This window comes from Acinetobacter sp. RW6 (assembly GCF_041956835.1).
GTDB classification, from domain to species: Bacteria; Pseudomonadota; Gammaproteobacteria; order Pseudomonadales; family Moraxellaceae; genus Acinetobacter; species Acinetobacter calcoaceticus.
In genome coordinates this window covers 2,819,077-2,843,950 of record NZ_CP167121.1, presented here as the reverse complement: position 1 = coordinate 2,843,950, position 24,874 = coordinate 2,819,077, and the positions used below count along the sequence as shown (strand labels likewise).

At 38.8% G+C, this 24,874-nt stretch carries 25 protein-coding genes; 13 read left to right on the top strand and 12 right to left on the bottom strand.

What is annotated here, in order from left to right:
• Positions 1-391: 391 nt before the first annotated feature.
• Positions 392-952, top strand: a complete 561-nt coding sequence (locus ACB088_RS13450) for a TetR/AcrR family transcriptional regulator (protein ID WP_375037214.1) — start codon at positions 392-394, stop codon at positions 950-952.
• Positions 953-1,226: 274 nt separating this feature from the next.
• On the opposite strand, the gene ACB088_RS13445 is transcribed toward ACB088_RS13450, so the two are convergent.
• Complete coding sequence (locus tag ACB088_RS13445; RefSeq protein WP_375037213.1) at positions 1,227-1,799, bottom strand: TetR/AcrR family transcriptional regulator; 573 nt, start codon at positions 1,797-1,799, stop codon at positions 1,227-1,229.
• Positions 1,800-2,122: 323 nt separating this feature from the next.
• Between ACB088_RS13445 and ACB088_RS13440 the strand changes: the two genes are divergently transcribed.
• The 7 genes from ACB088_RS13440 to ACB088_RS13410 all read left to right on the top strand — a co-directional run bounded on the left by ACB088_RS13440 (position 2,123) and on the right by ACB088_RS13410 (position 11,543).
• On the top strand, positions 2,123-2,986 hold the full coding sequence (locus ACB088_RS13440; protein WP_375037212.1) for a hypothetical protein: 864 nt from the start codon (positions 2,123-2,125) through the stop codon (positions 2,984-2,986).
• Positions 2,987-3,218: 232 nt separating this feature from the next.
• On the top strand, positions 3,219-4,811 hold the full coding sequence (locus tag ACB088_RS13435) for a peptide chain release factor 3 (protein WP_005044796.1): 1,593 nt from the start codon (positions 3,219-3,221) through the stop codon (positions 4,809-4,811).
• A 69-nt stretch (positions 4,812-4,880) separates the two neighbouring features.
• Complete coding sequence (locus ACB088_RS13430; RefSeq protein ID WP_375037211.1) at positions 4,881-5,723, top strand: hypothetical protein; 843 nt, start codon at positions 4,881-4,883, stop codon at positions 5,721-5,723.
• A gap of 91 nt (positions 5,724-5,814) precedes the next feature.
• Positions 5,815-6,756: an RsiV family protein gene (locus tag ACB088_RS13425; protein WP_375038809.1), complete on the top strand. Its 942-nt coding sequence runs from the start codon at positions 5,815-5,817 to the stop codon at positions 6,754-6,756.
• A complete protein-coding gene (locus tag ACB088_RS13420; protein ID WP_375037210.1) occupies positions 6,756-7,568 on the top strand; it encodes a TatD family hydrolase in 813 nt (270 codons plus the stop codon). Before ACB088_RS13425 ends, ACB088_RS13420 begins: the two co-directional genes overlap by 1 nt.
• 124 nt (positions 7,569-7,692) lie before the next feature.
• Entirely contained in the window at positions 7,693-10,446 is a 2,754-nt protein-coding gene (gene acnA, locus ACB088_RS13415) for an aconitate hydratase AcnA (protein ID WP_133747647.1), read from the top strand.
• A gap of 335 nt (positions 10,447-10,781) precedes the next feature.
• On the top strand, positions 10,782-11,543 hold the full coding sequence (locus ACB088_RS13410) for a ThiF family adenylyltransferase (protein WP_209734758.1): 762 nt from the start codon (positions 10,782-10,784) through the stop codon (positions 11,541-11,543).
• 51 nt (positions 11,544-11,594) lie between these two features.
• Here ACB088_RS13410 and ACB088_RS13405 read toward each other — a convergent pair whose 3' ends face one another.
• Complete coding sequence (locus ACB088_RS13405; protein WP_375037209.1) at positions 11,595-11,717, bottom strand: hypothetical protein; 123 nt, start codon at positions 11,715-11,717, stop codon at positions 11,595-11,597.
• Between the two features lie 96 nt (positions 11,718-11,813).
• Between ACB088_RS13405 and ACB088_RS13400 the strand changes: the two genes are divergently transcribed.
• On the top strand, positions 11,814-12,713 hold the full coding sequence (locus ACB088_RS13400; RefSeq protein ID WP_375037208.1) for a LysR family transcriptional regulator: 900 nt from the start codon (positions 11,814-11,816) through the stop codon (positions 12,711-12,713).
• 33 nt (positions 12,714-12,746) lie between these two features.
• Here the strand turns inward: ACB088_RS13400 and ACB088_RS13395 are convergent, their stop codons facing one another.
• From ACB088_RS13395 to ACB088_RS13370, 6 genes are all read right to left on the bottom strand, one after another.
• Positions 12,747-13,142 (bottom strand): hypothetical protein, encoded by a 396-nt coding sequence (locus ACB088_RS13395; protein WP_092707465.1) that lies wholly within the window; start codon positions 13,140-13,142, stop codon positions 12,747-12,749.
• 171 nt (positions 13,143-13,313) lie between these two features.
• Complete coding sequence (locus ACB088_RS13390; RefSeq protein WP_005036844.1) at positions 13,314-13,832, bottom strand: hypothetical protein; 519 nt, start codon at positions 13,830-13,832, stop codon at positions 13,314-13,316.
• Positions 13,833-14,166: 334 nt separating this feature from the next.
• Complete coding sequence (gene dusA, locus ACB088_RS13385) at positions 14,167-15,171, bottom strand: tRNA dihydrouridine(20/20a) synthase DusA (RefSeq protein WP_005044783.1); 1,005 nt, start codon at positions 15,169-15,171, stop codon at positions 14,167-14,169.
• Between the two features lie 141 nt (positions 15,172-15,312).
• Complete coding sequence (locus ACB088_RS13380; RefSeq protein ID WP_375037207.1) at positions 15,313-16,503, bottom strand: MFS transporter; 1,191 nt, start codon at positions 16,501-16,503, stop codon at positions 15,313-15,315.
• 18 nt (positions 16,504-16,521) lie between these two features.
• Positions 16,522-16,929 carry a RidA family protein gene (locus ACB088_RS13375; RefSeq protein ID WP_133747650.1) on the bottom strand — a complete coding sequence of 136 codons (408 nt, stop codon included), beginning with the start codon at positions 16,927-16,929 and terminating at the stop codon, positions 16,522-16,524.
• Between the two features lie 67 nt (positions 16,930-16,996).
• Complete coding sequence (locus tag ACB088_RS13370; RefSeq protein ID WP_003654988.1) at positions 16,997-17,923, bottom strand: DMT family transporter; 927 nt, start codon at positions 17,921-17,923, stop codon at positions 16,997-16,999.
• A gap of 238 nt (positions 17,924-18,161) precedes the next feature.
• Here ACB088_RS13370 and ACB088_RS13365 point away from each other — a divergent pair, with 238 nt between their 5' ends.
• From ACB088_RS13365 to ACB088_RS13355, 3 genes are read left to right on the top strand one after another with little or no spacing between them, the layout of a single operon-like run.
• Positions 18,162-19,289 carry a Re/Si-specific NAD(P)(+) transhydrogenase subunit alpha gene (locus tag ACB088_RS13365; protein ID WP_004641209.1) on the top strand — a complete coding sequence of 376 codons (1,128 nt, stop codon included), beginning with the start codon at positions 18,162-18,164 and terminating at the stop codon, positions 19,287-19,289.
• Positions 19,290-19,300: 11 nt separating this feature from the next.
• Complete coding sequence (locus ACB088_RS13360) at positions 19,301-19,615, top strand: proton-translocating transhydrogenase family protein (protein WP_003654992.1); 315 nt, start codon at positions 19,301-19,303, stop codon at positions 19,613-19,615.
• Between the two features lie 12 nt (positions 19,616-19,627).
• A complete protein-coding gene (locus ACB088_RS13355; RefSeq protein WP_375037206.1) occupies positions 19,628-21,082 on the top strand; it encodes an NAD(P)(+) transhydrogenase (Re/Si-specific) subunit beta in 1,455 nt (484 codons plus the stop codon).
• A gap of 63 nt (positions 21,083-21,145) precedes the next feature.
• Here the strand turns inward: ACB088_RS13355 and ACB088_RS13350 are convergent, their stop codons facing one another.
• The gene (locus tag ACB088_RS13350) at positions 21,146-21,967 is read right to left on the bottom strand and encodes an SDR family NAD(P)-dependent oxidoreductase (protein WP_375037205.1); all 822 of its coding nucleotides are present in this window, start codon (positions 21,965-21,967) and stop codon (positions 21,146-21,148) included.
• A gap of 271 nt (positions 21,968-22,238) precedes the next feature.
• Here ACB088_RS13350 and ACB088_RS13345 point away from each other — a divergent pair, with 271 nt between their 5' ends.
• Positions 22,239-22,619, top strand: a complete 381-nt coding sequence (locus ACB088_RS13345; RefSeq protein ID WP_375037204.1) for a hypothetical protein — start codon at positions 22,239-22,241, stop codon at positions 22,617-22,619.
• An 84-nt stretch (positions 22,620-22,703) separates the two neighbouring features.
• Here ACB088_RS13345 and rsfS read toward each other — a convergent pair whose 3' ends face one another.
• The 3 genes from rsfS to ACB088_RS13330 form a co-directional block, all read right to left on the bottom strand.
• Entirely contained in the window at positions 22,704-23,105 is a 402-nt protein-coding gene (gene rsfS, locus ACB088_RS13340) for a ribosome silencing factor (RefSeq protein WP_003654998.1), read from the bottom strand.
• Between the two features lie 81 nt (positions 23,106-23,186).
• Positions 23,187-23,981, bottom strand: a complete 795-nt coding sequence (locus ACB088_RS13335; protein WP_375037203.1) for a hydroxypyruvate isomerase family protein — start codon at positions 23,979-23,981, stop codon at positions 23,187-23,189.
• 13 nt (positions 23,982-23,994) lie between these two features.
• Positions 23,995-24,864 (bottom strand): NAD(P)-dependent oxidoreductase, encoded by an 870-nt coding sequence (locus tag ACB088_RS13330; protein WP_375037202.1) that lies wholly within the window; start codon positions 24,862-24,864, stop codon positions 23,995-23,997.
• Between the last annotated feature and the right edge of the window lie 10 nt (positions 24,865-24,874).

Below are 24,874 nucleotides of genomic sequence, written 5' to 3'. Positions count from 1 at the left end.
TCTTATGTTATCAATCGTCCCTCGCTTGTTGCGGTAGGGCGAGTGAGGGACACCTTCGGGTGTGCTGATTCTTACTATCAGTCTGCTAACCCTTGCTCGTTCTGCCACCATAATTCTAGATTAATGCTTTGGCAGAACTCCCAATCTAAAGGAGTTGGCTATGCATTCTATTTTTATACCTCCAGACTAGTCTATAGCGCGGTTTGATGACCTTTGGGTTTTCAAGCAGTAGCTCGTCACGACCAAAAAAATCATATCAACAATAAAACTTGAGATGCGCTGAGGCAGTCTTTCGAGGGCCTTTGCATGCCTTTTTTTGCTTAAAACAAGAGCCTAGGCAGTTTTATCTCATTGATACACAACAAGAACTTATTTTTATAACGGTAAAACTATGCAACATTTAGATCTCCCATTTCGTGCTTTAAGCGTGCTTCATTCTGCAAGATATCTTTTTAATAATTATGGTTTTCACAAAGTCGGGGTAGACCGAATTATTGAAGCAGCAAAACTCCCCAAAGCTACCTTTTATAATTACTTTCACTCAAAAGAAAGGCTCATTGAAATGAGCTTAACCTTTCAAAAAGATGGTTTAAAACAAGAGGTGCTTTCAATCATCTATGTTCAGAAAGACTTAACCGTAATTGAAAAACTCCGCAAAATTTACTTCTTACATGCAGATTTAGAAGGCCTTTACCATCTGCCATTTAAAGCTATTTTTGAAATTGAAAAGCATTACCCAAAGGCCTATCAAGTAGTGGTTGAGTACAGAAACTGGCTCATTAGCGAGATTTATAGACTGCTTTTAACAAAGAACTCAGAGGCCTCAAAAGAAGATGCACACATGTTTTTATTTGTGGTGGATGGGGCTATGGTTCAGCTTTTAGGTGAAAACAGTGTGGATGATAGAGATGCGTTATTGGAGTATTTCTTAAAGAATATCACGGTGGATTAATAATATATAAATGTGCATAGTTATAAGTAGTAAAGGTTTAGTTGTTCTTAATAAACCGCTGATTAAAACTCATTAAATTTATATAGATTATAAAATTAAAATAAAGCAAATGAGAGCAGCTCCTGTGTTTAAACTAGCAGGGGCTTTGCTTTTATAGGGTTGTAATAAAAAGTTAGATAGATTTTATCAGTAGAGCTGTAATTCATGCTCTACTCGTTTTTTTAATGATATTTTAATTCTTCTACAAAACACCTAAAACTATTAAATTGATATATTAAGCGGCGGAACACGCTTGAGTTTCTTCAAAATTAATAAGCTTTATTATATAAGACCATGTTTGTTCAGAATTAATTTTTGATTTATTTATTGTGCCATCAATAATGATGCCATCAATAATATTAAGGAAAAGACTGGTAAGTGTATGGGCATCTTTAATTTCTAATTCTAAAAATGTTGAGAAAACCAATTTGTAAATCCATTCTCGATATTTATTAACCTGATCTTTAATAGATGGGTACAGTTGTAGCACTTCAATGGTGGCTTTTTTAAATAAACAACCATTGAAATCCTCTGTATTAATCCAGTCGATATACCAGTTAAAAATGCTTTTAAGTCTAATTAAAGGACTGTTAATATTATTAATTTTTCCTAATATTGAAGATTGTATTTCTAAATTTCTTTCATGAAGACACTCTTCAATTAAGTTTTCTTTAGAAGAAAAGTACTTATAAAAAGTCATTTTTGCCACATTGGACTCAGCAATAATCTTATCAACACCAACAGATGTATAGCTCTTCTGGTTAAAAAGGGATGTTGCTGTTGTTATAATATTTTCTCTTTTTGTCATCGGGTTCACCGTCGCGAATATTTTTGATTAACTTTGCTATTGTAAGTGTTAAAGCTTAAATAAAACTTATTTTATAATATTTAAAAAACTATATTTATTCAATAGTTTGGTTAACCTTAAAAAATAATATTTTATGTATTTAGTTGGCAATAATTTACTTTTTTAAATATTATTAATTAATCCATTGATTTGTTGAGTTAATAGACATAATATCAGGTTGTTAAGGATGGGTATATGGATTTTATTTTAGCAACTGAATGCAAATTGAAATAAAGGGAATCCCCAACTTAACTATAAGAAAAAACTTTTTATTGAGAATGATTATGTCAAAAAAATTTGAAGATTTTAATAATCCACGAGAAAAAGCATTGCAGGGGATGAAAAATAGTATTCCTGCAAAACAATGGGAAGAAAATTTAAAATTTCTCAAACAGTTAAGAAATAAAATTGCAGAATTACCAGTTTGTAAACATCCTGCAATTGAAATGTTAAATCATGGTTATCTAGATAAGGATACTTTAATTCATATTCATTTAGAATATCGTCATGCAATTGTACAGATTTTTACTGATGCTTTATTACAAGCGCAGTTCCAAACAAAACAACTGGAACCAAAACTCCATTCTGGAGCTAAAATGTTTCCACGGGTATTATTAAGTTTAAATGTACTTGATGAATTCGGTTTTAGACCGGGATTAGGTAAAGATGATTATTATTTGGGGAATCCTGAATATGCTCATTATCCATTGTATGAAGATTTACTTAATGATTATGGTCTAACGGAAGATGATCGCCGTAATTATAAGGCTTCACAAGCCGCAGATCAGGTTCGCTCATTTTTAGAATCTTCTTATGATAGTTATATCAATGTAGTTGCATTGTTAGCAGTTGCCGAAGAAGAGGTTATTCTTTTTAGCCCTCCATTACGTCAAGCGACCAAATTTGTGAATATCGATGTTGAAGGTGGCGGATATTACCATGTACATGGTGTATCTACCGATGAAACATCTGAGGCCGCTGATGATGACCATCAGGATGACCTCTGGTTTGCCTTAGCGCAAGCAATTACAAAAGATGATTATGAAGGCTTAACTAAGCTATGTATTGATTATTGTGCATTATGGAATGAGTTCTGGGATGTACAAATTGCCGATGTGCAATTTATTGAAGAAAAGAAACTAGCTTAAGATATTCTGCTAAGTCCTAAGAAAGCCCATCCACAAGCGGATGGGCTTTTTTGATTGTAAAATCTCTAATGAGCGAAGTTGTATTCTCAAAAAATGTTCGAAAATCTTATGAGTGACTGATGGCATATCAACAATCATTAAACAGTTCTATAAATCTGCTACAATTACGCCAATTTTTATTTTGATCGACTTTAGATCTTTGGCACTGCAATCTCCGCAGTAGGTGTATTTCATGAGTTTTAAAGATGAGTTAGCGGCACAGGTTGCTCAACGCCGCACATTTGCCATCATTTCCCACCCCGATGCCGGTAAAACCACCATGACAGAGAAATTACTGTTATGGGGTAAAGCAATTCAGGTTGCAGGGATGGTAAAAAGCCGTAAATCTGACCGCGCAGCTACATCTGACTGGATGGAAATGGAAAAAGAGCGTGGAATTTCTATTACCACGTCTGTTATGCAGTTCCCTTATAAAGGTCATACCATTAACTTACTCGATACACCGGGACATGAAGATTTCTCGGAAGATACGTATCGTACCTTAACCGCAGTTGACTCTGCGTTAATGGTGATTGATGGTGCAAAAGGTGTCGAAGAACGTACCATCAAATTGATGGAAGTGTGTCGTATGCGTGACACGCCTATCATTTCATTCGTAAACAAGATGGACCGTGAGATTCGTGAGCCACTTGAGTTACTTGATGAAATTGAAAATGTCCTCAATATCCGCTGTGTACCTATTACATGGCCATTAGGAATGGGCCGTGATTTTGCTGGTGTATACAACATTATTGAAAATAAATTGTATGTCTATAAAGCAGGTTTTGGTTCAACCATTACAGATATTGAAGTGCGTGATGGCTATGATCATGCTGATATTCGTGAAAAAGTAGGTGATTTGGCTTGGGCATCTTTTGAAGAGTCGCTTGAGCTCGTACAAATGGCGAATGAGCCATTAGACCGCGAATTATTTTTACAAGGTAAACAAACTCCGGTTCTATTTGGTACGGCATTAGGCAACTTTGGTGTTGACCATGTACTAGATGCTTTCATGGGCTGGGCACCTGAACCTAAAGCGCACCCTACACAAGAGCGTGTGGTTGACGCGAAAGAAGAAGGTTTTTCTGGTTTTGTATTTAAAATTCAAGCCAACATGGACCCGAAACACCGTGACCGTATTGCCTTCATGCGTATTTGCTCTGGTAAATATGAAAAAGGTTTAAAGATGAACCACGTGCGTCTTGGTAAAGATGTCCGCATTAGTGATGCTTTGACATTCCTTGCTGGTGAGCGTGAACATTTAGAAGAAGCGTGGCCGGGCGATATTATTGGTTTACATAACCATGGCACGATTCAAATTGGTGATACTTTCACAAGTGGTGAAAATCTGCACTTCACAGGTATTCCTCACTTTGCGCCAGAGATGTTCCGTCGTGTGCGTTTAAGAGATCCATTAAAGTCAAAACAATTGCAAAAAGGTTTGAAAGAGTTGTCTGAAGAAGGGGCGACTCAGGTATTTATGCCGCAAATCAGCAATGACTTGATTGTGGGTGCTGTAGGTGTGCTCCAGTTTGACGTGGTTGCTTATCGTTTGAAAGAAGAATATAAGGTTGACTGTGTTTATGAGCCTGTAAGCGTTAATACAGTTCGTTGGATTCACTGTGATGACGAAAAAATTCTGAATGAATTTAAAAAGAAAGCACATGACCAACTTTCTATAGATGGTGGTGGACACTTAACGTATCTTGCTCCAAGCCGAGTGAACTTGCAGATTATGCAAGAGCGTTGGCCTGATATTCAGTTCCGTAACACACGTGAACACTGATCATTTTAATGTGACAAACAGCTTCGAATAGAAGCTGTTTTGTTTTGAAAAATAAAAAAGGATGATGAAATGAACTTGAGTAAAAAGACAATTATTGCGCTGGTGGTTGCAGTCGTAACATTAATTTCTGCTATTTCTATTTTTGTCTGGAAAAGCTCTCAGTCTTCATCATCTTCTCAAACGAAACTAGCAGGTACCCAAACTCAAAATATTGAAAAAGCTGAAGTACTGCCATTTCTCAACTTACAAGAAGTAAAAGCCGATTATGCTTTGCCATTTTGTGAGAAGAAAAATTGTATTGATGTTGATATTCAAACGATAAAAACTCAAGACGCATGGATAAATGACTGGATCGCCAAAAGTCAGACAAAAGTGATCCAAGATCAAATTGATTTGAAAAAAGACTTAAGCTTGCAGCAGGCGATTAATGCCTATGTAAAAAAGTCTGATGAATGGCAAGATAAATATTCAAAGAATCGGGCTTATGAATTGCATCTTCATACACGTATTGCTTCGCAGCGTAATCAATATGTTTTATTGCAATTGGGGCTTGATACCAAGCAAGAAGAGCTCACGATTAAAGATCGTTATTACTTTTTTGTGGCCGATCGAAAATTGCATAAAAGTTTAAGTTTGTTAGATGTTTTAAAAAAGGATCAGCAAACAGCTATGCATCAAATGGTGCAGGTAGCTTATCAAGACTGGTTAAAAAAGCAGACTGTTGAGATAAAAAAAGAAGCACCAAAAACTTTATATTGGGGGCAAGCGGATTGGTTCTTTGATGGTGAAGGCATTGGACTGCATTATCAGGCAAACCAAATTACAAAAGAGGCACCACAGCTCGATATTTATTTATCTACAGAACAAACAAAAAAAATATTACAACCCGAGGTTTATGAACAAATGTTTTAAGATGGTAGCAGAATTTGCAACCTCTATTTATATGCGCTAATTTCTTAGAAAAGGCTCTGCGTAATCTCCTTAGAATAAAAGGCAAAATATGATGTTATCTTCTAAAGTTTCACTGCGATTAACTTTGCTTGCTTCGGCTATATTTTTGGTGGCATGCCAACCTAAAGCCGATCCTAAGGATTCTCAAGAACAGCAGAAACCAGCAGTTGAGGAACAAAAGCCAGTAGAGCTGACTTTGAAGGGTGAAACAATTCCGAGTAAGGTTGCTTTACCTGATTGTGATGGTAAAACTTGTCCCGAATTTACAGTTGAGCGTTTACAGAGTAATTTTCCATTTATTGATAAAATTGTAGATCAGCAAATTTTAAAAACTCTTGATCAAATTTTAGAGATTGCTGAACCCGATGCTAAAGTGAAGCAACCAGATCAAAAAACAGAAGCTTCAGCAGTTGCGGGTGTAGAGCAAAAAAATAGCTTTGATGCACAGGTTCAACGTTATGCGAATTCATTTATTGGTCTGGATAATGAATTAAAAGCTTTAAGTAGTAGTCATCAAATTAATCTTTTAGTTAAACCTAAGATTTTGCAGGCTCAAGGTAAAGTGGTCACTGTTGTACTAAATAGCAGTAGCTATTTGGGTGGTGCCCATGGTTCTGCTGCACAGCATTATTATAATTTTGATTTAAAAGAACAAAAGCAGATCAAGCTTGAAGACTTGTTACGTCCACAGCAAAAAGCAGCGTTAGAGAAGTTGGCGCATGAAGCCTTTAAGACTTGGGTTACAGACTCTAAACTGGCTGATAATGTCGGTGATTATGAACAAGCTTGGCCATTTAAATTATCCGATAATTTCTTATTAGGCGAACAAGGTTTAATCCTTCAATATGGTGAATATGAAATTGGACCATATGTGGTTGGATTACCTCGATTAGTCATTCCGTATGATCAATTACAGGAAGTCTTGAAAAAAGAGTATTTGCCGCAGCCTAAGTCGCAACCAGCTTCAGCACCTGTTGCAAAAAGTGGAAGCTAATGCGTCTGTTTGATACACATACGCATTTTGATGTTGCCGATTTTGATGAAGATCGGCAACAGTTAGCGCTTAATGCCAAAAAAGCTGGGGTTGATGCGTTGGTATTAATTGGTTTTGTGCAGTCACGTTTTGATGAATTGCTACAAACCCATCATCAGTTAAAGAGCTGGGAAAATGTACCGACTTCATATTTAGCACCCGGCTTACATCCATTTTATATTGAGCAACATCAACCAGAACATCTTTCTCATCTTGAGCAAATTTTACAGAAAGAAGAATGTGTGGCAGTAGGTGAAATTGGTTTAGATACTTTCTTAAAAGAGCATAAGCAGCCAGATATCTATGCGAAGCAAAAACAATATTTTGCTGATCAGTTAGAGCTTGCAACCCAATATCAAAAACCAGTGCTTCTTCATATTAGAAAAGCACATGGTGATGTACTCGCAATATTAAAAGCTCAGAAATTTAAACTGGGTGGAATTGCCCATGCTTTTAGTGGTGGAGTGGAAGAAGCGAAAGGCTTAATTAAACTTGGGTTCAAAATTGGTGTGACTGGGCAAATTACTAACCCGAACGCAAAAAAACTTCATACGGTTGTGCAGGCTATAGGTGCAGAGCACTTGGTGATTGAAACGGATTGTCCCGATATGACCCCACTTTGTTGCCAAACCTCAACTGAGGAGCGTACCCGTAATACCCCAGTTAATTTACCTTATGTTTTGCAAAGTTTGGCAGAAAACCTAAACATATCAGCGTCAGATTTGGCCGTACAGCTTTGGGGAAACTCGCTCTCGGCGTTGAAATTATCGTAATAAAAATCAAAGATTAGAAATAGTAACTAAAACAAAACACAGCGATTAGAAAAGAAGCTTAAAGTAAGAAAACAACATGTAAAAACGTGAAAAATAACATTGCCAGACATGGGAGGATAACCCAATGGCTAAGTATAGCAATATCAATAGTTTTAATGCTTTACAGACGCTAACAGTAGGTTCCAGCAATTATCAGATTTTTAGCTTAGCCCAAGCAGAGAAAATGCTAGGGGATATTGCCAAACTACCGAAATCTTTAAAAGTATTATTGGAAAACTTATTACGGTTCGAAGACCAACTTAGCGTTAAAACTGAACACATCTATGCCTTAGCAGAATGGTTAAAAACTAAAGGTTCTGAACAGGAAATTCAATATCGACCTGCTCGAGTTTTAATGCAGGATTTTACAGGGGTACCTGCTGTAGTCGATTTGGCAGCAATGCGAGCAGCCATGGCTCAAGCTGGTGGAGACCCAGAGAAGATTAACCCCTTATCTCCTGTCGATTTGGTGATCGACCACTCTGTGATGGTTGACTATTTTGCGGATGATCAGGCTTTTGAAGAAAACGTACATATTGAAATGCAGCGTAATGGCGAACGATATCAATTTCTACGTTGGGGACAGTCGGCATTTAATAATTTTAGTGTAGTGCCGCCAGGTACGGGGATTTGCCATCAGGTCAATTTAGAATATTTGGCCCAAGCAGTGTGGTTAGGAGAAGATGAAGGTAAAACGTTTGCTTTTCCTGACACCTTAGTGGGAACAGACTCACATACGACCATGATTAATGGCTTGGGTGTTTTAGGTTGGGGCGTAGGCGGTATTGAGGCTGAAGCAGCAATGTTGGGCCAACCCATCTCTATGCTTATTCCTGAAGTCATCGGTTTTAAACTTACAGGAAAATTACCAGAAGGTATTACAGCAACAGACTTGGTACTCACTATTACTCAAATGCTTCGCCAAAAAGGTGTGGTGGGTAAATTTGTAGAGTTCTATGGAGATGGTTTGGCAGATTTGCCTCTTGCTGACCGTGCAACAATTGCCAATATGGCACCAGAATATGGTGCAACCTGTGGTTTCTTTCCAATAGATGAAGTGACTATAGGATACCTAAAACTGACAGGGCGTCATGAAGACCGTATTGAACTCGTTGAAGCCTATAGTAAAGCTCAAGGTTTATGGCGAAATGCAGGTGATGAACCTGTTTTTACTGATACTTTAAGTTTAGACATGACCACGGTACAAGCAAGTTTGGCTGGACCAAAACGCCCGCAAGACCGAGTGCTGTTATCTGAAGTGCCTAAAACGTTTAATGCACTCATGGAGTTAACACTAAAACCAGCAAAAGAAGCAAAAGAACGTCTAGAAAATGAAGGTGGTGGTACTGCTGTAGAGGCAAAAAAAGCAAATATTCAACATGAAAGTCCATCTTGCGTGATTGAAGGGCAGGAATACCCTCTGACTCATGGGGATGTTGTTATTTCTGCGATTACCTCTTGTACCAATACCTCTAACCCAAGCGTGATGTTGGCGGCGGGCTTGCTTGCTAAAAAAGCCATTGAAAAAGGCTTACAAAGAAAACCTTGGGTGAAAAGCTCTCTGGCACCTGGTTCTAAGGTCGTGACTGATTATTTGTTGGCTGCTGGGCTTACGCCTTATTTAGATGAGTTGGGTTATAACTTGGTGGGGTATGGCTGTACAACCTGTATTGGTAACTCAGGCCCATTACCCGAGCCAGTCGAAGATGCAATTCAATGTCATGATTTGAATGTTGCATCTGTACTTTCTGGTAACCGTAATTTTGAAGGACGTGTACATCCATTAGTTAAAACCAATTGGTTAGCTTCACCGCCTCTTGTTGTGGCTTATGGTTTGGTTGGGAATATTCGTACCGACCTGACAACAGAGCCTCTTGGTGAGGGCAAAGATGGACAGCCCGTCTATTTAAAAGATATCTGGCCAAGTCAGGCAGAAATTGACGTTGTCTTGCAGAAAGTAAATACAGAGATGTTCCATAAAGAATATGCTGCGGTCTTTGATGGTGATGCGAGTTGGCAAGCGATTCAGATTCCAAAGAGCAAAACCTATGAATGGGCTGATGACTCGACTTATATTCGCCATCCTCCTTTCTTTGAAGGAATTGGAGAGCCACCGAAACCAATTAAAAATATTGAACAGGCGCGTATTTTGGCTGTTTTAGGTGACTCGGTCACAACCGACCATATTTCACCAGCGGGAAATATCAAAAAAGATAGTCCTGCGGGGCGGTATTTACAAGAGCAAGGGGTCGATCCAAAAGACTTTAACTCTTATGGCTCTCGACGTGGTAATCATGAAGTGATGATGCGAGGAACTTTCGCCAACATTCGTATTAAAAATGAAATGCTTGGTGGTGAAGAGGGTGGTAATACTATTTACATTCCAAGTGGTGAAAAGCTTGCCATTTATGATGCAGCAATGCTTTACCAACAAGAAAACACACCTCTTGTGATTATTGCAGGTAAGGAATACGGAACAGGTTCTTCACGGGACTGGGCTGCAAAAGGAACAAATTTATTAGGTGTGAAAGCAGTGATTGCAGAGAGTTTTGAGCGTATCCATCGTTCAAACCTAGTTGGTATGGGAGTATTACCATTACAGTTTGTTGATGGGCAAACTCGTCAATCTCTTAATTTAACTGGTCATGAAGTGATATCAATCCGTGGTTTACTGGACGGGATTCAACCTCATCAAATTCTTGAAGTTGATGTAAAAAGACCGGATGGGGTAGCGAGTCATTTTAATGTGTTGTGCCGAATTGATACGTTAAATGAGGTCGAGTACTTTAAGGCCGGTGGTATTTTGCATTATGTACTTCGAAATTTGATTGCTTCATAAATCGATAAACTTAGCACAGCCTTATAATGACTGTGCATTAGCCAATATTGGATTTATAGGCGTATCTTTACTTTTTAAGAGGATAAAAAGTAACAAAAATCCTTTGTCGGGCTGACGGTATGTCCTTATACCGCAGCCCAACTGGGCGGCATGCATGCCGCCTGTCACGCTAGTAAATGATGACTTAAATCTTAAATAATATAATTTGACTTATAATGACAAGACTTACCGTGAATTCAAATATCACGATCTCAAGTTTTCTTTGATATGAAATATACTTTCTTCTGAAAAGCAGTAAAATAGCCACCGTGTTTTATATCCCCCAAAGAGAAACAATGACCGATCTCCAACAAGATGAATATGAACGTCGTTTTGCAGGTGTAGCCAAAGTTTATGGTGATTCATCGTTCCAACACTATGAAAAAAGTCATGTGATGGTGATTGGTATTGGTGGTGTGGGCAGTTGGGCTGTAGAGGCTTTGGCTCGTACCGGAATTGGTGAAATCACATTAGTGGATATGGATGTTGTCGCGGCATCAAATGTGAACCGTCAGCTACCAGCGATGACCTCTACATTAGGCTGTGAAAAAGTGGAGATCATGGCGGAGCGTTGTCGCCAGATTAACCCACGTATTAAAGTAAATATTATTGATGACTTTCTTACACCTGAGAATGTCACAGAGCTTTTAAATCCTGTACCCAATATTATCTTAGATTGTATTGATGACGTTAAAGCGAAGTTGGCTTTAATGCTGCATTGCCGTTTTAACAAAATTCCTTTGATTGTTTCGGGTGGGGCAGGCGGTAAGCTCGACCCACTTAAAATTCGTGTCGCGGATTTATCAAAAACCGAACAAGACCCGATGTTGGCAAAGTTACGTAGCCAGCTTCGCGCTCGTGGTATTTGTAAAAAGCCAAAAGAGAAATTTGGAATTACCTGTATTTATTCGATTGATAACCCATTTTCAAGTGCAGATGTGTGTCCATCGGCTGGTTTACGCTGTGGGGGCTATGGTTCAGCGGTGGTTGTGACTTCAAGTTTTGCCATGATTGCAGTAGCTGAAGTTTTAAAGAAACTTGATTTAAAGAAAGCTTAGTTTAAATATTAAAAAGGCGTGCTCTTATGTTTGATTAGGCCTTTTTCTTTTTTAGTCATATAACTCTATCGTGTCGTGTTTGGGCTTTGTTGGAAGCTGCTGATCGTAAAATTTAAAGCACCATAAAATTAGAATAACGACAGTGAATATGGTGAAACCTTTTAAATACTTCATGAATAATTTAATCAAGTGAATGGTCTTGATAAAATTCTAGCGAAGGTAATCTATCTAATCTAATATAGAAAATAGGCTTAATGATCTAATTTTGAGATGGGAATGCTCACTTTAAAACAATTTCAATATTTTATAAAAATTGTTGAAGAAGGCAGTTTTACGGCTGCTTCAGAAAAGCTCTTTATTGCTCAATCAGCTTTGAGTAGGCAGATAAAATTATTAGAGGAAGAAATTAACTTTCAACTATTTGATCGTACTGACAAGAAAGTAAAGCTTACGGCAGCGGGAGAGGTCTTTTACAAGAAAATAAAAGATAACATGCTCTACTTAAATGAAATTATTGATCTTTCTAAAAGTATTTCGGAAGGGAAAAACCGCCAGATTAAAATTGCTCACTCAAGCAGTATTGTCATGGATCATAAAAAGGTTCAGATATTAAAAGAAATTAGCTTAGCTAAGCAGATAAATTTTGAGGTGAATACCTTGTCATCGGAGCAGCAAATCTTAGCTTTAATGAGTGGAGAAATTGATATTGGTTTGATAAGACCACCAGTATTGCATAGCCTTGAAGAAATAACGATTTTGAAATTATATGAACAGCCCTTATTTGTCGCTGTCTATATTGATCACCCTAAATTTAAACAAAAACAAAGTATCCAGATAAGAGATTTAGTAGATGAATATTTTGTTTCAACTCCACATCCAAAGCGGGGAGGTTTGAGCTATCTAGTCTCAAACTTGTGTGTAGGAGCTGGTTTCTTGCCTAAAACAGCGGTAGTCCAATCTCGTAAGATAACCCAATTACAATTAGTCGCTGCAAATTTGGGTATTAGTATTGTCCCTCAAGAATTTGAACAAATACTACCCAAAAATGTAAAACTGATTCCGCTGGAAAATAAGAACCTTTTCTCTGAAGTGGTTTTAGCTTATAGAACAGACCAAAGTGATCTGATTCAATCTTATGCTGAACATATCTACGAACTGCTACAAGCGTGAGTAGGAGATATCTTTAACCATATGCTGAAATAATTATTGTAGCCCGGTGTGCTCGCTAATAAGAAATGTATATTCGCTATCACCGTCTAACTGACGCTCCTGAGACATAATGTCTATTTTAGGGCGTTTATGTTGATAGAATTCTAAATTGATGCAACCACTATTATTAATTGCATAGCGAATATAGTAATTATCTGGCTCTAGAAAGATTGTTGCTTCTTCAAATGAGTGCAGAGATAGAATTTTTTTCTTATCGTGAAAAATCACAGAAGGACAATCTAGTAATCCATTTAAATATTGCTTTCGCATGACATGGATTCGAGCTTGAGGAGCCGTTCCTTTCAATAAATATTGTGGTTGATAAATCCTTTTTTCTGGTACTTTTTTGAAAACTTCTATAACGTTTGTATCGGGAATGGCATACGCCAAACTAAACGACGTCAGTAAGTAACCGCCTAAGAGTATTTTTTTCATAAAGTTACATCATCATTTTTGACAAGTACAATATGAAAATCATGCAAAAAAGAAGCCAAGCCTGATTTAAAAAGTCTGTCTGATCAACTGCTTGGCATATTTGAAAAGGATTGAAAAACCCGATGCTTAGGTAGGTTGCCCTAAACGATAGTAAGTATAAGTGACGCTATCATCTTTGTAGACATCATAACTATTTTGTTTGAAGTCAGAGACCCATTCACTTCCTGTGTATCCAGCAATATGTCCATAAACATGGTTACGGGTTCTGTGAATGATATAGATGTCACCTTCTTGTGGCTCATCAAATGATGGATTTATCTCTTTGTAGCCAATCTTTTTGAGAGTATCTCCCCAGTCTGAAGCTGCAATGGGGTGATTACGAATATCTGCACCAGCAGATTCGAGAGCAAGGCGGATACTACGTGCACAACGGGCTTTGCTGCGTCTTGAGGTAATACTTTCTAATTTAGCTACGAATCTATCAACATCTATTGCTGGAGTATCGGAAGTTTCAGTTTGATGATTACTAGGTTTCATGGTGAAAGGATAAGGGAGACTTGGAGTGCTGTGGGATACAACAATGGCTGCCTGATTTGAATCCTGATACATATAATTATCAGCTACTTGTCCGTCATAAATAATCATCGTGAAATCTCTACCGTACTATCTATATCCATATTAAAAAAATCACCACCTACCTGTGGCGTTCAGAGATACTAATAGGCGTACCTTAAAAGTTTTGTTTGCGTTATGTAATAACGTATCTTTTTTCTAGATATTGCTACTTAGAGATAAAAAGATATTCATTAAAATGAAACACAAAAACAATTTAACTTAAATTATTGATATTTTTATTTAAAAATAATTAATCAGAGCTTAAATTTGAATATTTTAATTCAGTCATTGCGAATATACTCAAAATCTAAGTCCCTGATTTAAAATGCCACATTTTCTTACAATTTAAGAAGTCATCACATGCTTAAGCTTGATGTTCTTTTAAATATTCTTCAGTGCGAATTAAAGCTGCTTGCATGTTGCTAATAGCCTGTTCAACATCACCTAAAGTTTTTGCATTTCCGCCACTTAGCGCCTGACGCCATTTACGCGCACCAGGTAAATTCTGGAATAAACCTAAAATATGACGTGTAATGATGGAGAGTGGAGCACCTTCTGCCATACGCTGTTCAATATAAGGTAGCATTTGTTCCATAATCTCAAATCGATCTGGAGCTTCCAAATTCCAAAGCTGACCCATTTCCGCGAGTAAGTACGGATTATGATAGGCTTCACGGCCAATCATGACGCCATCAACATGCTGTAAATGTGTTTGAGTTTCCGCAAACGTTTTAATCCCGCCGTTAATTTCAATGGTGAGATGTGGGCGCTCTTGTTTTAAACGATAGACATCTTCATAGCGTAAAGGTGGAACTTCACGGTTTTCTTTTGGTGACAGGCCTTTCAAAATAGCAATACGGGCATGCACTACAAAATGAGTGCAACCTGTTGCTGCAACTGTATCTACAAAATGAAGCATCTCTTCATAAGAGTGCATGTCATCAATCCCGATACGGTGTTTCACCGTTACCGGAATGTTTACTGCTTTTTGCATAGTGTGAATGCATTCAGCAACCAAATCTGGTTCTGCCATTAAGCAAGCACCGATTTTATTGTTCTGTACACGGTCACTTGGGCAGCCTACATTGAGGTTAACTTCATCGTAACCCCAGTCTTCAGCCATTTTTGTACAGGTCGCAAGCTCTTGCGGGTTTGAACCACCCAACTGTAATACGATAGGATGCTCTTGTGCACTGTAGTCTAAATGGCGTTTTGCATCACCAAAAAGAATCGCACCTGTGGTCACCATTTCGGTGTATAGCACAACATTTGGGTTAAACAGGCGCGCAAAGAATCGGTAGTCCTTTGTAGTCCAGTCCATCATGGGTGCGACAGAAATACGAGGTTGTAACGATTGAAGTGATTGCATAACCAATAGCCCAAAAGTCGCTAAATTAATGAAAGGGCAGCATTATACGAGGTTTATGCTTGAATCGACAGAGGCATTTAGCCGAGTAATTTATAACCACCCTTGTGTTGAATATAGGGAGATGATTTATAACAAGTTACCTTATTGGGAAATCATTTTCTTTTTTTGTAAGATAGCATCAAACAAGTTAAACAAAATACAAAGTACAACTAACCCAATACCAGCAAGGCAAGTCATGGTCCATCCGCCACGGTTCCATGCAAAAATTCCTAATGCTGAACCTCCTGCGCCACCAATAAAGTAAGTGGTCATATAGATGGCATTAATACGAGATTTTGCATCTGGTCGTAAACGGAAAATAATGCTTTGGTTGCTTGTGTGTACGAGAGCTAGTGCTAACTGAATTAAAGCAAAACCAGCAATGTAACTCGCAAGCAAAGTTTGTCCATAATAAAAGCAGAGCCAGCTTAACAAGAACAAACCACAGCCTATCCATGTGAGTAGAGTGGTACGTCCCTGATCGGCATATTTACCAATATAACGGGTTGATAAGGCACCAAAGATACCGACTAAAGGCACTAGTCCAATAAACAGATCAGGTAAATGATGTGCTGAGGTGAGGAGTAATGCGATGGTGGAATATAAAATACTCACAGATGCGAAGGCGAAAGCACCTGTAAGCGCTCTTAATAATAGTCTTTTCTCTTGTTTTAAAAGCTGACCCATGGAACCAAAGATCTGTCCATAGTTCATTTTCATGCGTAAAACATAAGGCAAGCGACTTTTTAAGGTATATGCCAACAGAAGCATTAATATGCCGCTTACCACATAAACCACTTTCCAGTGGAATAAGTTAGAAAATAGTCCAGCCAGACTGGTAGAGAGTAAAATACCCACTAATAGGCCACTCATTAAAAAACCAATGATCTCGCCAGTTTTTTCAGGTTTTACCGTCATTGTGGCAAGTGGAATAAGCACTTGAGCTGCAACCGAAAACAATCCTGCTAAAATTGTACCGATCCATAGCATGGGTAAGTTAACAGCAAAAGCAGAAGTAAATAGGCCAACTGCACAAAGCACCATCAAAAACGGAATAGCCTTGGCTTTATTGACGATATCACCCATCGGAACAATAAAGAGCAATCCGAGGGCATAAGACACCTGAGCAAATGTAACGGTCAATGCGGCTTGTGCTTGAGTCACAGCAAAGTCTTGTTGAATGGAGTGAATAAGAGGCTGGCAATAATAATTCACACCTGCACATAAGCCACATGCTGCTGCCATCAACCAAAGTAAAGGCTTATTTTGACTGATATCTTCAGGGGTAGACATGATGTTCTCTCGATTTTATTAGGTGTATGCGGTTGCTTCGACTTCAATGAGCATATGCTCTAATGCAAGGCGTGGTACAGGAATGAGTGTACAGGCTGGAAAAGGATGATTTTTCCATAAATTTTGCATAACTTTAATTAAAATTTCATGTTTTTCGACCGAATGGTCAACAACTAAAACTCTTAATACGGCAATGTTGCTAAGCTCAGCATTGGCAGCAGTTAAAGCATGTTGAATATTATCAATAGCTTGGGAAACTTGTTCTTCAAAGTTTGGGCTTAATTCACCTTTTGAGTTTTCGCCTCCTTGACCTGCAATATGAATGATCTTTTTAAAACTTTCTACCACGGCAACATGACTATAAGCATTTGGAGTAGGGTCGTATAAAGTTGATGGATTTATTATTTTAAAAGTTTCTTGATTCATGGGACTCAACCGTTTAGTAAAATTTAGATGAGTATCCAACCTCAACTTAAGTTGAGGTCAAGAGAAATTAGTATTTTAATCTTTTCTTTCTAAGGGTAATTATCATGACACCTGCAATATTTAAAATACAGCCTACCCATTGCCACATATTGAGATGTTCATTTAAAAAAGTAACCGCGAGTAAAATAGTTAAAACCGGTCCTATCGAAGCAATCATGGCAGATTGAGAGGCGCCAAGTCGCTCAATACTTTGCATGAGCATAACGGTAGGTAAAACAGTGACCAAAAAGCCAAGTCCGACGCCGTACCAAATTACACTAGATGGAAGTTGTAATAGAAGTTGAATAGGCTGAGGAGTACTTAATACATAGTGCGTTAATGTACCGATACAAGCGACTGTTAAAGCTAAACCTGTGAAATTCCAAGAACCAAATTTTTTAATTAATGGCGGGGTCAGTAGTAAATAGCCTGCAAAAGCCACAGCACTCGCAAACACGAGACTTGTGCCTAACCAGAAGTTGCCCTGAATTGGTGCATTGTTGTGCTCTTGAAGCATGACCAATACAGTTCCACCATAACTAAGAAAAATGGCAAATAAACTTTTTGCATCTAATTTTTGTTTGTATAGGAAGCTTGAGACAATGACTGTGAGTGTGGGATATAAAAATAGAATAATTCGTTCGAGTGAAGCACTAATAAACATCAGACCCATAAAATCGAGCCAGCTGGCAAAGTAGTAGCCTAATAGACCGGCAAAAATTAAAATTAGCCAATCCTTCTTTTTTATGCCCTGATTATGATGCCTGTTAAACCAGCAAATTAATAGAAAGAACGGTAAAGCGCTTAACATGCGTAAAGCCATCAGGACTGTAGCGTCTACTAATGGAGAAAGGGCATAAGTCTGTTTAATAAAGATTGCTTTTGTACTGAATAGAAAAGCAGAGCAAAGAGCAAAAAAAGACCCGATTTGAAACGAAGATAAAGAAATTTTCATATACAAGACTGTATAAGAGAGACTGTTGTCTGTAAAAAAAGAAAAAGCTTCCTATATTACACCTCTAATTAAATATCGTGAATCATCAGTTCAAAATATGGGTATTTATTAAATAAATATTGGGTGGTATTTTAAAAAAGTTCAATTAGAATCCAAATTCTGTACAAAGAATACACATGGGGGAAACATTGCAGGTTGCAATGTTTTTGACAATGAGAAATTAGCTTGAGGAACGCTCATGCAAATCGGAATCCCAACCGAAACTGTCGTCGGTGAAAATCGTGTAGCTGCTACGCCAGAGACAGTAAAGAAGTTGATTAGCGCTGGTCATAGCGTTGTGATTGAACGTGGTGCTGGTGTAAAGGCTGCGTACATTGACAGTGCTTATGAACAGGTCGGTGCAACCATTACGGATGATGCCTATACGGGTAGTCAAATTATTTTGAAAGTTCGTGCGCCACAAGGCGGGGAAATTCAAAAACTTCCAGCAAATACTGCTGTTGTAGCAATGTTTGATCCTTATCGTAATACCGAGCTAGATCAGTTTGCGAATCAGCAAGTTTCTGCTTTTGCATTGGAATTGCTTCCTCGTACGCTTTCTCGTGCGCAGAACATGGACGTATTGTCTTCTCAGGCAAACCTTTCTGGTTATAAATCAGTTTTGCTTGCTGCCGCTGAATATCAACGTATGTTCCCAATGCTTATGACTGCTGCTGGTACTGTAAAACCTGCTCGTGTTGTGATTATGGGCGTGGGCGTTGCAGGTCTTCAGGCAATTGCAACGGCAAAACGTTTAGGTGCAATTGTTGAAGCAACTGATTTGCGTCCTACAGCAAAAGATCAAGTTGAATCTTTAGGCGGTAAGTGGTTAGACGTACCAATGTCTGAAGAAGAGCAACAACGTGCAGCTGACGCCGCTAAAAATGGTTATGGATGGATGCCGGGTGAGCAATACATCAAAGACCAAGCCGCGATTGTTGACAAGGCTGTTTCTAACGCTGACATCGTGATTACAACTGCATTGTTGCCAGGTCGTGATGCACCGCGTCTGATTAAGGCTGAAACTGTTGCCAAGATGAAACCAGGCTCTGTCATTTTAGATATGGCTGTTGAAACTGGTGGTAACGTTGAAGGCTCTAAAGTTGGCGAGACTGTGTTTACAGAAAATGGCGTGAAAATTTTGGGTGTTCCAAATATTCCGGCAACTGTAGCGACAGAAGCTTCCGCACTATATGCGCGTAACGTATTCAATTTCGTAGAAACTTTATTCGACAAAGAGAAAAACTTTGCGATTAATCAAGAAGACGAAATCCAAAAAGCCCTATTGGTCACTCATGGCGGTCAAGTACTGCTTAAGCGTGGTTAAGGAGATTTCTCATGGTTGAAACTATTACAATTTTCGTCCTTGCCATCTTCGTAGGTTATTACGTAGTTTGGGGTGTTACACCAGCTTTACATACACCACTTATGGCAGTAACCAATGCGTTGTCATCTATTATTGTAGTGGGTGCAATGTTGCAAACTGTGGGTCTGCCTATTTTGGGTGTAGATGCTAACGTTGCATTTCAAAGTGTGAATGTGGTGAGCGTACTGGGTGCGATTGCGGTATTTTTGGCAAGCATTAATATTTTCGGCGGCTTTGCAGTAACTGCACGCATGTTGGAAATGTTCAAGCCTAAGCAAAAGAAATAAGAGGGCTTTGACATGGAATTTATTCAAGCAAATGCAAATTGGTTGTACCTTGTAGGCGCAATTCTCTTTATCTTGACGCTTCGTGGTTTGTCTGGCCCTAAAACAGCAATTCAAGGTAACCGTTACGGTATGATCGCGATGGCGATAGCTGTAGTTACGACCTTCTTTGTTGCGAATAACCCAGTTATCTGGATGATTGTTGGTGCAATGGTGTTGGGTGCAATCGTTGGTATTGCCCGTGCTCGTACTGTGCCAATGACTCAAATGCCTGAAACTGTTGCATTGATGCACTCGTTAGTTGGTTTGGCTGCTGTCCTAATTGCAATTGCTGCAATTTTACACAACAACCAACTCACTGAATTGTTTGCTCAAAATGAGGCGGCTTTAACCGCGGCTGGTGTGCAACATGTGCACATGAGCAGTGTTCACTTATTTGAATTGTTTGTAGGTTGTTTTGTTGGTGCGATTACCTTTACTGCATCTGTATTTGCGTACGGTAAATTGGCTGCAAAAAAATGGGCGAAAACGATTTCTGGTGTATGGGTTAAACCTGTTCAAGCGCTTATCTTTATTGCGATGTTGGCTTGTGGTTTCTACTTCTTTACCACTGGCAATATGACTGCATTCTGGGCAATGACAGCACTTGCACTTGCATTTGGCTGGGTATGGATTGCACCAGTTGGTGGTGGTGATATGCCTGTAGTGGTATCGCTTCTTAACTCATTCTCGGGTTGGGCTGCGGCAGGTATTGGTTTTACACTTGAAAACAACATGTTGATCGTTGCGGGTTCTCTCGTGGGTTCATCTGGTGCGATTCTGTCGTACATCATGTGTAAAGCAATGAACCGTTCGATCATCAATGTATTGTTTGGTGGTGCAATGGGTGGCGCGGCAGTTGCTACAGCTGCTAAAGGTGAGCAAGTTCAGCGTAACCATCGTTCAGGTTCTGCTGATGATGCTGGCTTCTTGATGTCAAATGCAGACAGCGTTGTGATTGTACCGGGTTATGGTATGGCGCAAGGTCGTGCACAAAATGCTGTAAAAGAATTGTGTGAAATTCTAAAAGAGCAAGGTGTTCGCGTTCGTTTTGCAATCCATCCAGTTGCTGGTCGTATGCCTGGTCATATGAACGTATTGCTTGCTGAAGCAGACGTAGCATATGAAGACATCTTGGAAATGGATGAGATTAACTCAGACTTCCCTGCAACTGATGTGGTACTTGTAATTGGTGCAAACGACGTAGTAAACCCTGCTGCGAAAGATGATCCAACTTCACCAATTTATGGCATGCCGATTCTTGAAGCACATAAAGCGCGTACGATCATGGTGATTAAGCGTTCTATGGCAACAGGTTATGCAGGTCTGGACAACGATTTGTTCTATAACGAAAAAACAATGATGATCTTTGGTGATGCCAAGAAAGTTGTGGAAGATATGACTAAAGCAATCAATGGTGGTGGTCACTAATCTGACCTCAAACAGGATTGTAAAAGCCACCCTCGGGTGGCTTTTTTTAATTGGCTTGTGTGTTTAAAGAAATTTTTCTACGAGGTCCATTGACTGTTGATAGAGGTCACGTGCCAGTTTCTGATTTTTTGCGTGTGAAGATTTCCAGTCTGGCATATGCGCACTGACATATTCTCCATTACGATTCTGCCATGCATCTCCAGTTGCCATTTCTGTAATGAGATTTGCTGGAACTGAGGTTGGAACTAAGCCTAATTTCATCGCTGCATAAACTGGTTTTGGTAAGTCACGATAAATATCAGAAGCGACACCACCTGGATGCAATGCATTATTGGTAATTGGACTACCTGCTAGTTGTTCTGCTAAAGCATTGCTGAATAATAAATTTGCAAGCTTCGATTGCCCATAATAGAACAGGGGGTTGTAAAAACCTTCTGCTCGAAACTTGTTGGGTTTAATTGAGCCAACCCAGTGTGCAATAGATGCAAGGTGGACAATGCGTGCATTAGACGGTTGCTGTAAAACAGGAAGTAGTTTTTGAGTTAATAAAAAATGACCTAAATAATTAACGCCAAATTGCTGCTCGAAACCATCGACAGTCAGTTGTTTGGTTTTGGCAAATAACCCTGCATTGTTAATGAGTACATCAAGGCTACCATAGCGATCTGCAATCTCGTCGGCTGCATTTCGAGTTAATTCAAGACTGTTTAGATCGAGAGAAACTAAATCGACTTGTCCTTGATTGAGTGAGCGTAATTTGTTTTGCGCATCTTGTGCTTTTTCTGGATTTCGGCAGGCTAAAATAACATGTTGCCCTTGTTTAACGAGTTGTTCTGCTGTGGCGAAACCAATACCTGTGTTGGCGCCCGTAATTAATATTCTCACTTTCTGTGCTCCGGTTATGCTATTTATTGGTGGGGACTTCAAGAGTTTGTATATTGCTGCAAATCTGACAATTTGTCATGTCAAATTTAAAAATGGGTGATGAGTAACGGCTTTTGCTTAATCTCTATAATCAAAAAAATGGAAGTATTTATTATTTCTATTTAATTTAATGGTGAGAGTTTCAAGAACTATATTAGCTAGCTTTTACTTTTACTGGATGCTAAGAATGATAATATTTGATTGATATATAGTAGTTGTTTGAGGGGTTTAAGTGGTCAAAAAAATAATATTTTTCATAATCTCATTTATCAGTTTTTTCTTTTCTTCGGTAACTTTGGCAGAGCCTCTTGAGGAGGTGAGTGAAAAATATGCAAATTGTTTGATGAGGCAAGTTGAGCCTCAAATAAAAATGAATAAAGATGAAAATGATATTGTTAAAGATGCTTTCTATAAATGTGGACAAGAGGAAAAGGAGTGGATGGGAGTAACTGATATAAAAAAAATGGCGGGTGAGGATTATAAAAATATAAGTGAGGAGCAACTCAAACTAATTTCTGAGCTACAAAGTGATATTGTAAAGAAAATGAAGATGAATATGACTGAGGAAATACTCAAAGTTATTCGGGAAGAAAGAAAAAAAGCTAATACATAATAAAGTATAGGGGTGTAATGGAAAATATCACCTTTAACAATTAAAAAGCGGCTCAAAAGAGCCGCTTTTTTTAAAAGCAAAATTTTAGGCAACCGACTCTGGAGCGGTACGCCATAAGCTTTCTAAATCGTAGAATTTACGAGCTGTTGGTAGCATCACATGTACTACAACAAAGCCGAGATCAATCAAGATCCATTCTGCATCTCGTTCACCTTCAACGCCAATCGGGCGGAAACCGGCTTTTCGAGCTTCTTCTGCAACATTGTCAGCGAGTGCTTTGACATGGCGAGTAGAAGTACCACTTGCAATTACAATAGCATCAGAGACATTGCTAATTGAGCTAACATCTAACTGGAGAATATCTTTTGCTTTTACATCAACTAAAGCGTCATGAACAACTTTGAGACAAGTCTGTACGTCTTTATTTGAGGTGTTCATTGCGAAATCGTGAGAATTAGACACGCTGGGCGATGGTTCTAAATTCATATAGGGTATATTTTCCTGACAATTACTCACTATCTAATATAGTGGTTTTCGCGCTAAATTTCAATCAGAAGTCGTAACAGTTTATATATTTACATCATCCGAAAAATACTTTTTCTTCCAAGTAAATGACTGATTTGAAGTATTTTCAGGCTTATATTCTGCTGCAATATAGTTTTGATAAGAGCTTTGCTTTAACCAAGAAAAAATTTGTTCATAAGGGATTTGGGCTGTATCTGGTTCATGACGGCCCGGACAGTCAGCAAATTGAATATGTCCAATTAAGTTAATATTTTCTTGCAAACCCTCAAGTACATCTTCGCCCATCATCGCCATGTGATAGCAGTCATATTGCATTTTTAGGGCAGGGTGATTGACCGCTTCTAGCATTTCTTGTCCCTGCGCAATGTTCTGCACCAAAAAGCGTGGCATATCTGTACCGTTAATCATTTCAAAAACGGGTTCTATACCGTGTTCACTAAGTAAGTTACAGGCAAGTTTTAAATTAGCTGCTAGTGTTTTCAAACAAGGAAGTAGGTCGGCATCTAGAGGCTGTTTCCCTGCCAAAATATTAACACGGGGAACTTTTAAAGCGGTGGCATAGCTAATCGCTAATTCTAATGCTTCACGAAAAGCTGTTTCTTGACCGGGTACGCCAGCTAAACCATTTCCGCCTTGCATAAGATCACCAGCAGGCACATTGATTAGGCAGAGGCTAAGGTTGTAGTGTTCGAGTTGAGTTTGAATATCCGAAATAGCCAATTCATAAGGAAATTGAATTTCTACATATTCAAAGCCCTGTGCATGCGCCAGAGCAAAGCTTTCAATTAAAGGAACTTCGGTAAAAATCATGGATAAATTTACTGCAAGACGACCCATACTCAAACTCCGTTTATTTTTGCTCTATTAATTGAATCATAGTAGCTAAATCTTTCTCAGCAAAGCCATTTTTTTGGTGAGTTTGTAGCTGTAGTAGAGCTTTTTGTGCAACTGGGATGTCTAAATTAACATTGTTAGCCAATGTTACTGCGTTGTTAAGATCCTTAGATAATGTTTGAACTTTCCACTGAACTGGTTCAAATGTATGAGTTGCCATGCGGGGAGTTAGAATTTGAAAGGGTTTAGAGTCAGCAAATCCACCTGCTAAGGCAGGAGCAAGCAAAGTTGTATCTACACCAGCTCGATCTGCAAGTGCGACAGCCTCTGCAATAAGAGCGCTGTTGGCTGCAACAATAAGTTGATTACAAATTTTGGTGGCTTGGCCAGTTCCTGTATCTCCCATGCGAGTCACACGTTGGGATAGAACATTATAAATAGCAGTTAATTCTGTAATGGTTTGAGCATCACCGCCTGCAAAAATGACAAGTGTGCCTTGTTCTGCACCTGCTGTTCCACCTGATACAGGTGAGTCAATCCATGTGGCGTCATGGGTAGCAGCTGCTTGAGCAAGCGTTTTCGTTGCAGCAACAGATAAACTCGAGAAATCAACAATAACCTGTTTGGCTTTTAAGTTAGGCTGAATTTGCTCAAATACAGCTTGTACTGCTTTGTCATCTGCCAGACAGATTAAAATAACTGGATATTCACCAATATCTGAAAGTTCTAAAGCTTGTGCACCGATATCAATAAGTTCGTCACATGCAGAGGTGGTTCGATTCCAAACAGCAACTTGAAAGCCAGCTTGAATAAGGCGGGTTGCCATCCGACTTCCCATAAGCCCTATGCCTAAAAAAGCAATAGGGGTGTTGCGATCAAAATTCATAATCTCGGCT

What these genes read in the sequence shown, in the direction of transcription:
- ACB088_RS13335 (WP_375037203.1), bottom strand. Translation starts at nt 23,981, where the DNA reads ATGGGTCGTCTTGCAGTAAATTTATCCATGATTTTTACCGAAGTTCCT.
- ACB088_RS13390 (WP_005036844.1), bottom strand. Translation starts at nt 13,832, where the DNA reads ATGATTATTTATGACGGACAAGTAGCTGATAATTATATGTATCAGGAT.
- ACB088_RS13435 (WP_005044796.1), top strand. Translation starts at nt 3,219, where the DNA reads ATGAGTTTTAAAGATGAGTTAGCGGCACAGGTTGCTCAACGCCGCACA.
- ACB088_RS13450 (WP_375037214.1), top strand. Translation starts at nt 392, where the DNA reads ATGCAACATTTAGATCTCCCATTTCGTGCTTTAAGCGTGCTTCATTCT.
- ACB088_RS13360 (WP_003654992.1), top strand. Translation starts at nt 19,301, where the DNA reads ATGGTTGAAACTATTACAATTTTCGTCCTTGCCATCTTCGTAGGTTAT.
- acnA (WP_133747647.1), top strand. Translation starts at nt 7,693, where the DNA reads ATGGCTAAGTATAGCAATATCAATAGTTTTAATGCTTTACAGACGCTA.
- ACB088_RS13355 (WP_375037206.1), top strand. Translation starts at nt 19,628, where the DNA reads ATGGAATTTATTCAAGCAAATGCAAATTGGTTGTACCTTGTAGGCGCA.
- ACB088_RS13400 (WP_375037208.1), top strand. Translation starts at nt 11,814, where the DNA reads ATGGGAATGCTCACTTTAAAACAATTTCAATATTTTATAAAAATTGTT.
- ACB088_RS13380 (WP_375037207.1), bottom strand. Translation starts at nt 16,503, where the DNA reads ATGTCTACCCCTGAAGATATCAGTCAAAATAAGCCTTTACTTTGGTTG.
- ACB088_RS13405 (WP_375037209.1), bottom strand. Translation starts at nt 11,717, where the DNA reads ATGAAGTATTTAAAAGGTTTCACCATATTCACTGTCGTTATTCTAATT.
- ACB088_RS13425 (WP_375038809.1), top strand. Translation starts at nt 5,815, where the DNA reads ATGTTATCTTCTAAAGTTTCACTGCGATTAACTTTGCTTGCTTCGGCT.
- dusA (WP_005044783.1), bottom strand. Translation starts at nt 15,171, where the DNA reads ATGCAATCACTTCAATCGTTACAACCTCGTATTTCTGTCGCACCCATG.
- ACB088_RS13410 (WP_209734758.1), top strand. Translation starts at nt 10,782, where the DNA reads ATGACCGATCTCCAACAAGATGAATATGAACGTCGTTTTGCAGGTGTA.
- ACB088_RS13430 (WP_375037211.1), top strand. Translation starts at nt 4,881, where the DNA reads ATGAACTTGAGTAAAAAGACAATTATTGCGCTGGTGGTTGCAGTCGTA.
- rsfS (WP_003654998.1), bottom strand. Translation starts at nt 23,105, where the DNA reads ATGAATTTAGAACCATCGCCCAGCGTGTCTAATTCTCACGATTTCGCA.
- ACB088_RS13420 (WP_375037210.1), top strand. Translation starts at nt 6,756, where the DNA reads ATGCGTCTGTTTGATACACATACGCATTTTGATGTTGCCGATTTTGAT.
- ACB088_RS13440 (WP_375037212.1), top strand. Translation starts at nt 2,123, where the DNA reads ATGTCAAAAAAATTTGAAGATTTTAATAATCCACGAGAAAAAGCATTG.
- ACB088_RS13365 (WP_004641209.1), top strand. Translation starts at nt 18,162, where the DNA reads ATGCAAATCGGAATCCCAACCGAAACTGTCGTCGGTGAAAATCGTGTA.
- ACB088_RS13375 (WP_133747650.1), bottom strand. Translation starts at nt 16,929, where the DNA reads ATGAATCAAGAAACTTTTAAAATAATAAATCCATCAACTTTATACGAC.
- ACB088_RS13330 (WP_375037202.1), bottom strand. Translation starts at nt 24,864, where the DNA reads ATGAATTTTGATCGCAACACCCCTATTGCTTTTTTAGGCATAGGGCTT.
- ACB088_RS13370 (WP_003654988.1), bottom strand. Translation starts at nt 17,923, where the DNA reads ATGAAAATTTCTTTATCTTCGTTTCAAATCGGGTCTTTTTTTGCTCTT.
- ACB088_RS13445 (WP_375037213.1), bottom strand. Translation starts at nt 1,799, where the DNA reads ATGACAAAAAGAGAAAATATTATAACAACAGCAACATCCCTTTTTAAC.